Annotated in this window: 13 protein-coding genes; 2 read left to right on the forward strand and 11 right to left on the reverse strand. The window is 68.4% G+C overall.

Features of this window, described 5'->3' with window-relative positions; translation table 11 throughout:
- From secG to uvrC, 7 genes are all read right to left on the reverse strand, one after another.
- Window positions 1-204: preprotein translocase subunit SecG (gene secG / locus WD271_01665; protein MEX1006534.1), on the reverse strand; the 204-nt coding region annotated here is incomplete at its 3' end.
- A 154-nt stretch (window positions 205-358) separates the two neighbouring features.
- Window positions 359-1147, reverse strand: a complete 789-nt coding sequence (tpiA, locus tag WD271_01670) for a triose-phosphate isomerase (GenBank protein ID MEX1006535.1) — start codon at window positions 1145-1147, stop codon at window positions 359-361.
- Window positions 1147-2331, reverse strand: a complete 1185-nt coding sequence (locus WD271_01675) for a phosphoglycerate kinase (protein MEX1006536.1) — start codon at window positions 2329-2331, stop codon at window positions 1147-1149. The genes tpiA and WD271_01675 overlap by 1 nt, the downstream gene beginning before the upstream one ends.
- On the reverse strand, window positions 2328-3356 hold the full coding sequence (gene gap / locus WD271_01680; GenBank protein ID MEX1006537.1) for a type I glyceraldehyde-3-phosphate dehydrogenase: 1029 nt from the start codon (window positions 3354-3356) through the stop codon (window positions 2328-2330). Before gap ends, WD271_01675 begins: the two co-directional genes overlap by 4 nt.
- Before the next feature lie 25 nt (window positions 3357-3381).
- Window positions 3382-4278, reverse strand: a complete 897-nt coding sequence (locus tag WD271_01685; protein MEX1006538.1) for a gluconeogenesis factor YvcK family protein — start codon at window positions 4276-4278, stop codon at window positions 3382-3384.
- The gene (gene rapZ, locus WD271_01690) at window positions 4271-5140 is read right to left on the reverse strand and encodes an RNase adapter RapZ (GenBank protein MEX1006539.1); all 870 of its coding nucleotides are present in this window, start codon (window positions 5138-5140) and stop codon (window positions 4271-4273) included. Before rapZ ends, WD271_01685 begins: the two co-directional genes overlap by 8 nt.
- Complete coding sequence (gene uvrC, locus WD271_01695; protein MEX1006540.1) at window positions 5137-6996, reverse strand: excinuclease ABC subunit UvrC; 1860 nt, start codon at window positions 6994-6996, stop codon at window positions 5137-5139. The genes rapZ and uvrC overlap by 4 nt, the downstream gene beginning before the upstream one ends.
- Window positions 6997-7148: 152 nt before the next feature.
- Here uvrC and nadA point away from each other — a divergent pair, with 152 nt between their 5' ends.
- A complete protein-coding gene (gene nadA / locus WD271_01700) occupies window positions 7149-8255 on the forward strand; it encodes a quinolinate synthase NadA (GenBank protein MEX1006541.1) in 1107 nt (368 codons plus the stop codon).
- Between the two features lie 68 nt (window positions 8256-8323).
- Window positions 8324-9166: a class I SAM-dependent methyltransferase gene (locus WD271_01705; protein MEX1006542.1), complete on the forward strand. Its 843-nt coding sequence runs from the start codon at window positions 8324-8326 to the stop codon at window positions 9164-9166.
- A 14-nt stretch (window positions 9167-9180) separates the two neighbouring features.
- On the opposite strand, the gene WD271_01710 is transcribed toward WD271_01705, so the two are convergent.
- Genes WD271_01710 through WD271_01725 form a run of 4 tightly spaced genes read right to left on the reverse strand, consistent with a single transcriptional unit; the run spans window position 9181 to window position 13643 of the window.
- The gene (locus WD271_01710) at window positions 9181-10068 is read right to left on the reverse strand and encodes a glycosyltransferase (GenBank protein ID MEX1006543.1); all 888 of its coding nucleotides are present in this window, start codon (window positions 10066-10068) and stop codon (window positions 9181-9183) included.
- On the reverse strand, window positions 10065-11321 hold the full coding sequence (locus tag WD271_01715) for an oligosaccharide flippase family protein (protein MEX1006544.1): 1257 nt from the start codon (window positions 11319-11321) through the stop codon (window positions 10065-10067). Before WD271_01715 ends, WD271_01710 begins: the two co-directional genes overlap by 4 nt.
- Before the next feature lies 1 nt (window position 11322).
- A complete protein-coding gene (locus WD271_01720) occupies window positions 11323-12321 on the reverse strand; it encodes a glycosyltransferase (GenBank protein MEX1006545.1) in 999 nt (332 codons plus the stop codon).
- Entirely contained in the window at window positions 12318-13643 is a 1326-nt protein-coding gene (locus WD271_01725; protein ID MEX1006546.1) for a sugar transferase, read from the reverse strand. Before WD271_01725 ends, WD271_01720 begins: the two co-directional genes overlap by 4 nt.
- Window positions 13644-13653: the final 10 nt, after the last annotated feature.

Consider the following 13653-nt stretch of genomic DNA (forward strand, 5'->3'; position numbering starts at 1 on the left):
CGTGAACAGGAAGATCGTGCAGGCAATCACCGTCAACCGGTCGAGGTTCCGCTCTACCACCGTGGAGCCCGCCATGGAGCCGCCCAGCGAGCCGCCTCCGAACATGTCCGAGAGGCCCCCGCCACGGCCTGAGTGCAGCAGGATCAGGAAGATCAGCATCAGTGCGACGGCGACGTCGATGACGACCAGGAGCGTATTGAGCATCGTGTCCCGTTTCTCCGGTTTTCGGCCTACTCGGGAGCAACCAGTGTACCCCCCACGCACCCACATTCCCGCTCACGGTGCTGCGCACCGGGCCGCTGGGCCACCCCTCGCTGCGCCCGCAGGATACCTGCGGCGCCGACGCTCGGGCCTGCTGTCAGCGGCGGTACTGCACGATGCGCGCGAAGTCGTCGGGGTCGAGGGAGGCGCCGCCCACCAGCGCCCCGTCGATCTCTGGCATGGCCATCAGATCGGCGGCGTTGCCGGGCTTCACGCTCCCCCCGTACTGGATGCGGACGGCCTGTGCAGTCGTGTCCCCGTAGAGATCGCGGAGCGCGCCACGGACCACGCCACAGGTCTCGTTCGCGTCGTCGGGCGTTGCGTTGCGACCTGTCCCGATCGCCCAGATCGGCTCGTACGCGACGACGCACTCGGCGGCCTCCGCGGCCTTCACCCCGGCGAACGCGGCACGCGCCTGCGAGCTCACGCGCTCCGAGGTCGCGCCGGCTTCTCGCTCGTCGAGCGTCTCGCCGACACAGACGATCGGCGTCATCCCGTGCTTCATCACCGCGCGCAGTTTCCGGTTGACCACCTCGTCGGTCTCCCCGAATAGCTGTCGTCGCTCGGAGTGTCCGACGATCACGTACCGCACGTTGAGCTTGGCCAGCATCACGGGGCTCACCTCACCCGTGAACGCGCCCTCGTTCTCCCAGTGGCAGTTCTGCGCGCCGAGCCGGATCGACAAGCGGTCGCTGTCGATCAACGTCTGGAGCGTGCGGAGGTCCGTGAACGGCGCGCACACCACTACCTCGTTCGCCTCGTAGTCGGCTTTGTCGAGCCGGTAGGAGAGCTTCTGCACAACCTGGATCGCGACGAGGTGGTCGTGGTGCATCTTCCAGTTGCCGGCAATCACCGGCATGCGTCCGACCGTCGATGACTGGCCCATCAGTCGCGTTCCTTCTCCCGCAGCGCGGCAAGCCCCGGCAGATCGCCGTGCTCGATGAACTCGATCGACGCGCCACCCCCCGTGCTCACGTGATCGATCTTGTCGGCGAGGCCCATCTGACGAATCGCGGCTGCGCTGTCCCCGCCGCCGACCACGGTGAAGCCGCGCGTCGCGGCGACCGCCTCGGCAACCGCGCGCGTCCCCGCCGCGAACGGGGCCACCTCGAACACTCCCATCGGTCCGTTCCAGAGCACCGTGGCCGCGCCGGCCAGCTCGTCGGAGTAGATCGCCGCGGTCTCGGGCCCGATGTCGAGGCCTTTCCACCCATCCGGGATCGCGCCGGCAGGGACGATGCGGATTTCGGCATCGGCGCTCGCGTCGCGGGCGATCACGATGTCGACGGGGATCCGCACGCGTCCGGTGTCGAGCACCCGACGACACTCGTCGACGAACTGCGGTTCAACGAGTGAGTCACCGAACCGCTTCCCCTGCGCGAGCAGGAACGTGAACGCCATCGCGCCGCCGACGAGAACGGTGTCGCAGCGGTCGAGCAACGCGTCGATCACGCCGAGCTTGTCACCTACCTTGGCTCCACCGAGCACCACTACGAAGGGGTGCTTTGCGCCGTCCAGCAGGCCCGACAGGACCTCCACTTCGCGGACAAGCAGACGACCTCCTGCGTGCGGCAACACACGGGGCGGCCCCACGATCGACGCATGCTCCCGGTGCGAGGCCCCGAACGCCTCGTTCACGTACACATCGGCGAGCCCGGCGAGGTTGGTGCAGAACGCGGGGTCGCACGCAGTCTCGCCGGGATCGAAGCGCAGGTTCTCGAGCATGACGACGTCACCCGCCGCCGACGACGCCACCAACGGCTCGACGCGCGGGCCGGTCACCCCGGGCGCGAGCAGCACCTCACACCGCAGCAGCTCGCCGAGCCGCGCCGCGACCGGTGCCAGCGAAAGGCGCGGGTCGGGTTTGCCGCCCGGCCGGCCGAGGTGACCGCATGTCACCACCACCGCATGCCGGTCACGTAGCCACTCGATGGTCGGGAGTGCGGTGGCGATGCGCAGATCGTCGTCGATCTGACCGTCGGTCAACGGAACGTTGAAATCGACGCGCACCAGCACCCGCGTCCCCCGCTCGATCGTGAGGTCTTCGAGGCGCGGGAGGTCGACGGTCACTCGCCGACGAAGGCGACGAGATCGACGAGTCGGTTCGAGTATCCCCACTCGTTGTCGTACCAACCGAGCACCTTCACCATGCGACCGTTCGCCATAGTGTCGACCGCGGAGAAGATGCACGACGCAGGGTTGCCGACGATGTCGGCCGACACGAGCTGCTCCTCGGTGTACTCGAGCACGCCACGGTACGACTTGTCGTTGGCCGCTTCCTCGAACGCGGCATTCACCGCATCGACCGATGCTTCCTCGGCGAGGTTCGCGGAGAGGTCGGTGATCGAGCCGGTGGGCGTGGGTACACGGAGTGCCGTGCCGTCGAGCCGCCCCTTGAGCTCCGGGAGCACGAGCCCGATCGCGCGCGCGGCGCCGGTGCTGCTCGGGATGATCGAGAGACCCGCGGCGCGCATGCGGCGCAGGTCGGGCTTGCCGCCTCCGCTCGGGCTGGCGAGGTCGACCAACGACTGGTCGCTCGTGTAGGCGTGGACCGTCGTCATGAGCCCCTGCTCGATCCCGAACTTGTCGTTCAGAACCTTGGCCAGCGGTGCGAGACAGTTCGTGGTGCACGACGCGTTCGAGATCACGACGTCTTTCGAGGGGTCGAACACGGCGTCGTTCACGCCCATGCAGATCGTCGCGTCGGCGTCACCGCTCGGCGCGGTGACGATCACGCGCTTCGCGCCACCCCTGAGGTGGCCTGCGGCTTTGTCCCGCGCTGTGAAATGGCGCGCCGACTCGATGACAACGTCCACGCCGTGCTCGGCCCACGGGATCTTGGTGGGATCGTCGTACTCGAGTTTGCGGACTTCGTGACCGCCGACGACGAAGCCGGTGCCGGTGACGGCGACTTCTTGAGCGAGGTTCCCGCCGATCGAGTCGTGCTTCAGGAGGAACGCCATGGTCTCGCTGTCACCGAACGGGTCGTTGACCGCGACGAGGTCGACGTTGGCGTCCGCTCGGCGGTCGAGCAGCGCCCGGTAAAACGAGCGTCCGATCCGCCCGAAGCCATTGATCCCGACACGAACCGCCATTGGTCCTCCCTTGGGTTCCAACCGACTACAGCAGAGCGTGCAGCGCCTGCGCCAACTGTCGCGGGCCGTGGGCGAGGCCATGGGGCCGCGCCACTCGGGCGCCAATCGGCTCGACACCGAGCGACCGCACCGCCTCGGTCGACACCGCAAGCGCGCCGTCCTGCGCGTACAGGAAGGTGTCCACCCGCGCGCCGTGGTCGAGGACGGCGCGTAAGTGGTCGGTACCGTCGAGACCGGCGGTCTCCGGGAGCTGCGGCCGCAGGTTGGCCACCTGGACGACCCGCGCCGGCGTAGCCGCGATCGCGCGACGCAGGTCGTCGACGCAGAGCACGGGCAGCAGGCTGGTGTACAGCGAGCCGGGCGCGAGCACCACCTGATCGGCACGGGCGATCGCGCTCACGGCGTCGACCGGTGCCGCCGCGTCGGCGGGCACGAGCTCGACCCGACGGATGTTGCTGCTGTTCTGTACCGCAACCTGCCCCTCGACCTCGTGGCCGCCGACCTCGGCCTTCAGCACGACGGGTTCCGTGGTGGCCGGCAGAACCCGGCCCACGGTGCGCAGCAGCCGGCCGGCCGCGTCGAGCGCGGCGGTGAAATCGCCGGTGGTGTCGGTGAGGCCGACGAGGACGAGATTGCCGAGCGCGTGACCGTCGAGCTCACCGGCGGCGAAGCGGTGCTCGAACGCGTTCGACCAGAGCTCGTCGTCCGCGAGGGCCACGAGGCACCGACGAAGGTCGCCCGGCGGAAGCACGCCCAAGTCGCGGCGCAGACGTCCCGACGAACCGCCGTCGTCGGCCACGCTCACGATCGCGGTGATCGACGACGCGTACTCGCGGATGCCGCGGAGCGCGGCCGCGAGTCCGTGCCCGCCTCCGAGCGCGACCACCGCAGGACCCCCCGAGTTGGTTGTGGTGTCAGTCACGATCGAGGTCCCGGTGATGGACGGTCGCCGGGAAGCCCAACTGCTCGAGCACGTCGGCAAACTCCGCCGCGATCACGACGCTGCGGTGCCGCCCACCGGTGCAGCCGATTCCGATCGACACGTAGGACTTCCCCTCCCGCACGTACGCGGGCAGGAGCAGCCGCATCATGCGCTCGAGCTCGCCGAGGAACTCGCGAGCCTCGGGTGCCTGCAACACGTACTCGCGCACCTTCGGGTCCGTGCCGGGAAGCGGCCGTAGCTCGTCGACCCAGTGCGGGTTCGGCAGGAATCGGCAGTCGAACACGAGGTCGACGTCGACGGGAAGTCCATGCTTGTACCCGAACGACACGACACTCGTTTGGAGCAAGTCGCCGGTGTTCGTGGAGTCGGCGAACAACTCGCGCAGCCGGTCGCGCAGCTCGTGCACGTTGAAGTCCGATGTGTCGACGACGATGTCGGCCTGACCCTTCAGGTCTTCCAGGAGCCGGCGTTCCTGCGCGATGCCATCCGACACGCGCTCTTCGGCGGCGAGCGGATGCTTCCGTCGAGTCGAAACGTAGCGCCGCACGAGCACGTCGTCGGACGCGTCGAGGAAGAGCACGCGCGTCCGTGCGCCGCGCTTGCGCACCTTGGCGAGCGCGGCCTCGAGATCGGCGACGAACTCACCCGAACGCACGTCGACGACAAGCGCGAGCCGCTGGAGTTCCTCTTGCCCGCGCGCAAGCTCACGCACGTTGGCGATGAGTGCCGGCGGCAGGTTGTCGATGACGAAGAAGCCGAGGTCTTCGAGCACGTCACCCGCGGCCGACCGCCCCGCGCCCGACATCCCCGTGATCACCGTGACGTCGAGCTGCTTCTTCACCGAAAGCCACCGTGCAGATGTTCGTGTACCGCGCGCGCCACCGGCTCGGGGAGCCACGGGATCGCGACGAGCTCGTCATCGGTGAGCTCGCGCAGCTTCTTCACGGACCCGAACTCTCTCAGCAACCGTGCCCGCCGCACCGGGCCGAGGCCAGGTACGTCGTCGAGCACCGACTTCGTCATCTTCTTGTCGCGGAGTTGGCGGTGGTACGTGATCGCGAACCGGTGTGCCTCGTCTCGGATCTGCTGGAGCAGGTAGAGCGCCTCCGAGTCGCGCGGGATGCGCACCGGCTCCGGCTCACCCGGCAGGTACACCTCTTCGAAGCGTTTCGCGAGCGACGCCACGCAGATGTCTTCCAGGCCGAGATCCTCGAGCACGCGGACCGCGACCCCGAGCTGCCCCTTCCCTCCGTCGACCAGCAGCAGGTTCGGTGGGTACGCGAACCGCTTGCCCGCACGCGCGCCTTCGTCGCGCTCGGCCAGGTAGCGGCGGAAACGCCGGCTGAGCGCTTCCTCCATGGCGGCGAAGTCGTCCTGGCCGGAAAGGTGGCGGATCTTGAACCGCCGGTAGTCGGAACGCTTCGCCAGACCGTCTTCCATCACGACCATCGACGCCACGATCTCGCTGCCTTGGAGGTTTGACACGTCGAAGCACTCGATGCGCAGCGGTGCCTCGGGCAGGTGCAGGGCGTCCTGGAGCGCGAGGAGCGTGCGTGCACGGGCGTTATGGTCGGACGCACGGCGCAGCTTGTGGTGCAGGAACGCCTCTTCGGCATTCTGCGTGACGGTCTGCAGCAGTTCGCGCTTCGCGCCGCGCTTCGGGACGCGGATCCGTACCTTCGCACGGCGCGCTTCCGTGAGGAACTGCTCGTACAGCGCCAGGTCGTCGGGCTCTACGGGGACGAGGACCTCGGGGGGGATGTCGGCCGGGTCGGCGCCACCGTAGAGCTGCTCCAGCAGGCGGCCGATCAACTCCGGCTGGCTGAGATCCTCGACCTTGTCGACGACGAGTCCCTTACGGCCGACCACCCGTCCCTTCCGCACGAGGAACACCTGCACCGAGGCTTCGAGCATGTCGTCGACCACGCCGATGGCGTCGTAGTCCTCTTCTTTGGCGTCGACCATCGTCTGGCGCTCGATGGCCTTGCGCACCGACACGATCTGGTCGCGCACGCGTGCCGCTCGCTCGAACTCGAGCGCGTCGCTCGACTCGTGCATCTGCTTGTCGAGTCGGTCGAGGATCGGAGAGCTGTCGCCGTCGAGGAACTGGAGCAGTTCGCGCACCAGCCCCTCGTACTCCTCGTGGGTGACCGCGCCGACGCAGGGCGCCGCGCACTTCTCGATGTGCGCGTAGAGGCAGGGCCGGCCGAGGCGCTGGTACCGGTCGAACTTGCCCTTCGTGCACGTGCGGATCGGGAACGTGCGGAGGAGCAGGTCGAGGGTCTCCCGGATCGCGTAGGCGTGTGCGTACGGCCCGAAGTAGCGGACGCCCTTGCGCTTCGCACCGCGGAGCACCATTGCACGGGGCCACTCTTCGTCGAGGGTGACCGCGAGGTACGGGTACGACTTGTCGTCGTTGTACCGGATGTTGAAGCGGGGGTGGTGCTTCTGGATGAGGTTGAACTCGAGGAACAGCGCCTCGACCTCGTTGCGCACCTGGATCCACTCGACGGCGTCGGCGGCGGCCACCATCTGCCGCGTGCGCTCCATGAGGCCGGTACCGAAGTACGACATCACCCGGCTCCGAAGACTCTTGGCCTTCCCGACGTAGAGCACGCGCCCGCGCTCGTCCTTGAACTGATAGGACCCCGGTGTTTCCGGGATCGTCGACGGTTCCGGCCGTTCCACGGGTCCCATTGTCGCAGGACACGCGCCGAGCGGCGTACAGTAGATAGGCCGGCCTGGAATTCCGGCGACATATCAAGCTCCGGGGCCGACAACCCCGCGGAGGGCGACCAGGCTGTCCCCGCCGGCCAACACCGGAGCCCATACCCCTCGGGGGAATCCACATGTTGCGAATGCAGGCCCCATTGCCGGACCGCTACACCCTCGCGTCCCCGGACGAGCTCGACGGCTGGATCGCCGCCGCGAAATCCGAGTTGGGTGAGCACCTCCTGATCCTCGGTCACCACTACCAACGCGACGAGGTCATCAAGTGGGCGGATGCCCGTGGCGACTCGTTCAAGCTGGCGCGGTTCGCGGCGGACAGCCACCAGGCCACCGACATCGTCTTCTGCGGCGTCCACTTCATGGCCGAATCCGCGGACGTGCTCACCGGCCCGCACCAGCGGGTCATCCTCCCCGACCTCAACGCAGGGTGCTCCATGGCGGACATGGCCGACATCGACCAGGTCGAGGAGTGCTGGGAGGGCCTCGCGTCGGTCACCGACGTGAGCAAGGTGGTGCCCGTCACCTACATGAACTCGTCCGCGGCGCTCAAGGCGTTCGTCGGTGAGCACGGCGGAGCGGTGTGCACGTCGTCGAACGCGCGGGCGATCCTCGAGTGGGCGCTCGCGAAAGGCATCCCCGGGGACATCAAGGTGCTGTTCTTCCCCGACCAGCACCTCGGTCGCAACACCGCCTACGACATGGGCTACGCCGAGGACGCGATGCGGGTCTGGAACCCGCGCTTCGAGCTCGGTGGGCTCGAGGAGCGCGATCTCAAGGAGTCGTCCCTCCTGCTCTGGAAGGGCCACTGCTCGGTGCACCAGCGCTTCCGGCCCGAACACGTCGAGGCGTTCCGGGCCGAGTACCCGAATGGCGAGGTGATCGTGCACCCCGAGTGCGCGCACGACCTCGTCGAGCTGGCCGACCGCGTCGGCTCCACGGAGCGGATCCTCGCCTGGGTCGAAGCGGCTGAACCGGGCTCGGTGATCGGCGTCGGTACCGAGATCCACATGGTGCAGCGCATGGCCGCCGAGCATCCGGACCTCACGGTGGTATCGCTCGATCCTTTGATCTGCCCGTGCTCCACGATGTTCCGCATCGACGGGCCGCATCTCGCGTGGGTGCTCGAGTCGCTCGTCGCGGGTGAGGTCGTGAATCAGATCACGGTCGACGAGCACACCGCCGAGTGGGCGCGAGTCGCGCTCCAGCGGATGCTCGACATCACTTGAGGCCCTGCCGAATCTGCGACTCGACGCGGTCGGCGCGCGCGCATGTCGCGACCGAGCGGATGTTCGGCATGGGCGGCACGTTCGTCTACGACGAGTGTGCAGGCTGCGAGAGCCTGAGCCTCCGCAGCGTTCCCGACGACCTCTCGGAGTATTACCCGGCCGGGTACTACAGCTACGGGACGAAGCCCGAGCTCTCAGTTGGTCGGCGGTTCGCCTTGCGCGCGTTGCTGTTCCGGGCCGGAGGCCGGCACCTGGCACCGCTGGCACCGGGGCGCTACCGCGCACTGGCGCGGGGCGGCGTGCACCGCGACAGTCGGATCCTCGACGTCGGCGGCGGCGACGGTCGGCTCGTCGACGAGCTTCGGTCAGCGGGACTCGAAGGCGACTCCACCGTGGTGGATCCCTACGCCACCGCCGATCGAACCGCGCTCGGATCACCCATCGTGCGCGACGAGTTAACGTCGGTCACCGGAACGTTCGACATCGTGATGTTTCATCATTCCCTGGAGCATCACGACGATCCGCGTGCGACGCTTCGCGCGGCGCACGGCCTCCTCGCTCACGACGGTGCGCTCGTCGTCCGAATGCCCACGGTCTCCTCCGAGTGTTGGAGACGGTACGGCGTGCACTGGATCGAGCTCGACGCGCCGCGGCACCTCGTCGTGCCGAGTGAACAGGGCCTCACACGACTGCTCGGCGACGTCGGGTTCCGCGTCGAACGAAGCTGGCGCGATGGCGAGAGCTTCCAGCTCTGGGGCAGCGAGCTATACCGGCGCGGCGTCGCATACGTCGGTGCCGACCCTCGCACCTACTTTTCTCCCAAGGAGTTACGACGCTTCGCACGAGAGACGCGCCGGCTGAACCGCATCGGCGAGGGTGGCCGCCTCGCGCTCATTGCACGCAAGGCATGAGCCTCGCTCAACCCTCAGTACGCGCGCTCGAGCAGCGTCCCTCGCGCCGCGCGCGCGACGACCGAAGGCGGTGCTCCGTCGCCCCACGCCCGGCGCACGATCGAGACGAGAGACGGGAGTGCCGCGACCCGTCGGAGAAGGGGACGGTGGACCGTTCGAAAGACGCGCCATCCGCATGCCAGATGGGTCTCGGCGAACAGCTCGACGCCCAGCCATCGGAGCAACTCCCGGGTTCCGCCGTCCATCTCGCTTCCCGCTGCGCCCGCGTGGGCCGCGACCACATCGGGTGCGAAAGCGTTGGAGTAGCCCGCGGCCCCGAGGCGATGCCACAAGTCCAGATCCTCTGCATACAGGAAGTAGCGCTCGTCGAAGCCGCCAATCGCGGCAAAGGCGTCGCGTGCGACGAGCAGCAGCGCCGCGGTGCCGAATCGACGGCCATGCCCGCGAACTCTTCGAGCCATGCCCTCAGAACCCAACGCGTTGTTTCGTGGCCCCCGACGGACAGACCGACGCGACAGGTATGCCTCCCGCGCGGGCGACGGGTAGTGAAAGCCGCGCTCACGGATGAAGCGACCGGTGGAGATGGCGGGCGCGAGCGCACCGGTACCGGGCGTCACGAGCTCGGCGAGGCTGACAATCGCCTCGGGCTCGATGTCAACGTCGGGATTGTGCAGGCAGACGGTTCGGACGGTCGACGGCAGCGCGGCGACTGCACTGTTGCAGGCAGCGCCGAAGCCGACGTTGCCTCCGGTCGGAACACTCGGGACGTGTGGCGCGTGGAATTCGCCACTGTTGTCCGCGACCAAGACCGGTACGCCTTTCGCCAGCAGGCGCGCCGCGCGCGGTTCGATCATCTCGCGGCATCGGTAGTTGACGAACACGACCGCCACGTCGTCTCTCATGCGAGCACCTGCCAGAGTGCCGTCGCGGCGACGGCAAGTACACACGCAAGGACGGCGGCCCGTTCGAGCCATGTCGGTGCAGCGATACCGTCGGTTCGCTCCGCGGTTCGGCGCAGCAACGTGATACCCACGATCCACGCGATGCTCACGCTGGCGACGAATGCCGAGAAGCCGAACCAGGCTGCGATCGAGTAGGCGACGCTGAATCCGAGCAGCCGCTCCAGCTCCCAGCCCACGAGCCGACGTGTGTTCCCTCCGGTGATCGCGAGCGCGCCCGCCTGACCGGCGATCATCCGCCACGGCAGCGCGATGGCGAGCACGGCCGCGGTAGGTCCCACCTGGGCCCACTGCTGCCCGAGCAGGTTGGCGAGCACCGGGGCGCACACGGCCACGGCGAGCCCCGCCGCGGCGCCGAGCACGAACAGCGGCCTGACATAGCGCCCGTAGCGCAGCTCCCGCGCGGCGGCGTCGTCAACACTTGCCAGTTCCGCGACCGCCGTTCGCGAAGCCACGTAGGCCACCGTCGCCGGTACGCCGACGGCCAATCGATATGCAATCGAGTAGACGGAGAATGCGCTGGGCCCGAGCATGATGGCGACGAGGAGATAGTCGACGTTGGCGATGGCGAACGCGAGTGCCTGCGTGACCCACAGCGCGCCGATCTCGCCGGCAACGCCATCGCGAGCAAACACATCTTCATGGCTCCGCGCGATTAGTGCCTCGAGCACGTGCTTGGTGACGAGCCCGCCGCCGATGACGGCCAAGGCGAGCGAGCCGTGTGCAAACGCCACGGCCAAGCCGGCGAAGCAGACGGAGCCGACCAATTCCGCGCTCGCTGCACGCGCCCCTCTCCCCCGATTGATCGCCGACGCCTTCTCCACGAACGCTTCCGAAGAGCTCCACCAGATCGCCGCGCTCGCGGCGATCAGCAATCCCGTGTCACCCGCAACTGCCGATCCGACGAGCACCCCGACGACGAGCACGACCCCGTTCAGCAATCGCATGCGGCGCCGAACCGCCGTTGCCACGTGCAGCTGAACCGGGCAACGCAGCGCGGCAAGCCCGACCCCGAAGTCCGACAGGGTCACTGCCGCCGAGTTGACGACGAACAGCACACCGATGGGCGCGAAGGCGAGCGTGCCGAGCCGCGCCGCGAGGAGCAGCGACACACCACCCAGTGCGCACTGCTCCACGACCCTGCTGACGAGAAGCGCGGGGAACCGCGTCGGGCGCGCGGCGGTCCGGGTCTTCATCTCATCGACCACTGCGACGCGGCCGCACCGCTTCCGTCCAGGCGCCCACGAGCCAGCCGGCCGCGACCGCGCCCATCGCGGCCACTGCGCACGTCCGAACGCGCGGCCCACCCGACGGCCCGCTCGTGCCGACTTCCTCGACGAGAAACGCCGCCGCCACCGCGACTGCGGCCACGCCCAGGCGCCGGGGGACGACAGCCAGCGCCGTGAGACCGCCCACTGCGAGGATCGGCGCGCCGACCATGAGCACAGCTTGTCGAGGCCGCGGCCGATCGTGCGCGTGTCGCCAGTACTGCACCTTCGATCGCCCGAATCGCAGGTATTGACGGAACAGCCCGGCCAGCGATACGCGCGGTACGTACTCGACCGGGATCTCCGCGTCGAACCACACCATGCCGTGCTTCGCCAACCTGCGGTTGAGGTCGAAGTCCTGGTTGGTGGCGAAGCGCGGTGCCCACGATCCCAGCGAGCGAAGGTCGGCGGTCCGGAAGGCGCCGAGATAGACGGTGTCACTCTCACCGCTCCGCGCCCCCCTTCGATAGCGCGACCATCCCATCGCGTAGCGATTGTTGAGTGCGCGGGCGATACCTCTCGCGACGACGCTCTCGTCGGGCGGCACCGCGACCTGTGCGCCGCCGGCGACGATCACGTCGGACCGCTCGAGAATCGACACACACCGGCGCACGTAACCACGAGGGATCCGACTGCGCGCGTCGACCCGGCACAGCACCTCGCCACGAGCCAGCGAGAGTCCCGCGTTCAGGTTTCCGGGCGTGCCGCCGTGAGGACTCCGCACAACCTCGGTGCGCGCGAAGTCGGACCGATCGAGGAACTCCTTCGCGCGGACGTCGGTGGCATCGGCGCTCATGCCGTCGACCACGACGATGACTTCGAGGAGATGGTGCGGATAGTCCTGCCCGAGGATCGACGCCAGGCAGTCGACGATCGAGCGCTCCTCGTCGCGCGCCGGAACGACAACGGTGACGAACGACGCGGTCATCGCCCCTCCCTGCCGATGACCGACCGAAGCGTGCGCCCGACGATGCGCAGGTCGAGACTCAGGCTCTGGCGCCGGAGGTAATAGAACTCGTACTGGAGCTTCTCGAGCGTCTCTTCCTCGCTCCCTGCGTATCCCAACTTCACCTGGGCCCAGCCGGTGAGACCCGGCCGCACAAGATGGCGGAGCCGGTAGAAGGGAAGCTTGTCGGCAAGCTCGCTCACGAGCTGCGGTTGCTCCGGCCGCGGGCCGACAACCGACAATTCGCCGCGCAGCACGTTGACGATCTGCGGGAGCTCGTCGAGGTGCGTTCGGCGCAGGACACGACCGAACGGCGTCACACGCGCGTCGTCCTCCGCGGTCCAGTTGCTGGCCTGCTCGTCGGGCACGCACCGCATCGTCCGAAATTTCAGGATCTCGAAGGTCGTCGCGTTGCGTCCCGTCCGCGGTTGCCGGAAGAGCAATGGCCCACGGTTGGCGATGAGATCACCGACGAGCACGATCGGCGTGAGAACCGCGAGTGCCACGAGCCCCAGGGTCGCGAGCGCGACGTCGAGCAGACGCTTCACCCGTGCGTAGCGCGCCGCGTGCAGCTCGCCGATGTCGAAGAGAAGCGAAACGCGTTCGAGCTCGCCGATCGGGAGCTTGCCGAGCCACTGCTCGTAGAACAACGACAGCGTGCGGATGCGCACCCCGTCTTCGTGGAGGATCGATGCCTGGGTGACGATGTCGTCGTCGGCCTGCGCAGCTCGACTGAGCACGACGACCGTCGCGTCCTCGGCGCGCGCAGCCTCCAACAACGGCCGCCGCGGCGGCATGCTCGTCGACGCCGCCGCACCGACGGGCAGGCATCCCAGGAGCACCGCCGCGCGCTCGGGCGCGCGCTCGAGCTCGGCTTCGAGGGTACTGACCTCGTCGGGCTCCGCCACCACGACGACCCGATCGCGCGCGCTCGCGCGTGTGTGCGCGTCGCGAGCGAGAAAGGAACACAGCACGTACCAGGGAACGAGAATCACGGCACTACCGAGCACGACGAACCGAGGGAGCAGCGCGTCTCCCGCGAACAGCTGGACCACCGATACCGTGATCGCCGCCGTCACGGTCGTGCCCACGGCCGCGACCAGCGCGGCCCGACGCGTGCGCGCCTGCTCGGGAAGACCGAACCCGTACGCGGTGATCGACAGGAGAAGCACATACCCGAGCGACCACGCGAACCGCGACGAACCGGACCACGAGTACGCATGCGCGACCGCGTGCGCCTTGCTCAGACCGGCGACGCAGACCGCCGTCCCGAGATAGAGCGCGATGCGTGCGGGTCGGCTCACCCCTGATTCA

It is taken from the genome of Acidimicrobiia bacterium (assembly GCA_040880805.1).
Classification (GTDB): Bacteria; Actinomycetota; Acidimicrobiia; order IMCC26256; family DASPTH01; genus DASPTH01.

Coding starts and splice junctions, on each gene's coding strand:
- uvrC (MEX1006540.1), bottom strand. CDS start 6,996: ATGGGACCCGTGGAACGGCCGGAACCGTCGACGATCCCGGAAACACCG.
- WD271_01720 (MEX1006545.1), bottom strand. CDS start 12,321: ATGACCGCGTCGTTCGTCACCGTTGTCGTTCCGGCGCGCGACGAGGAG.
- WD271_01715 (MEX1006544.1), bottom strand. CDS start 11,321: ATGAAGACCCGGACCGCCGCGCGCCCGACGCGGTTCCCCGCGCTTCTC.
- WD271_01705 (MEX1006542.1), top strand. CDS start 8,324: ATGGGCGGCACGTTCGTCTACGACGAGTGTGCAGGCTGCGAGAGCCTG.
- gap (MEX1006537.1), bottom strand. CDS start 3,356: ATGGCGGTTCGTGTCGGGATCAATGGCTTCGGGCGGATCGGACGCTCG.
- tpiA (MEX1006535.1), bottom strand. CDS start 1,147: ATGGGCCAGTCATCGACGGTCGGACGCATGCCGGTGATTGCCGGCAAC.
- WD271_01710 (MEX1006543.1), bottom strand. CDS start 10,068: ATGAGAGACGACGTGGCGGTCGTGTTCGTCAACTACCGATGCCGCGAG.
- nadA (MEX1006541.1), top strand. CDS start 7,149: ATGTTGCGAATGCAGGCCCCATTGCCGGACCGCTACACCCTCGCGTCC.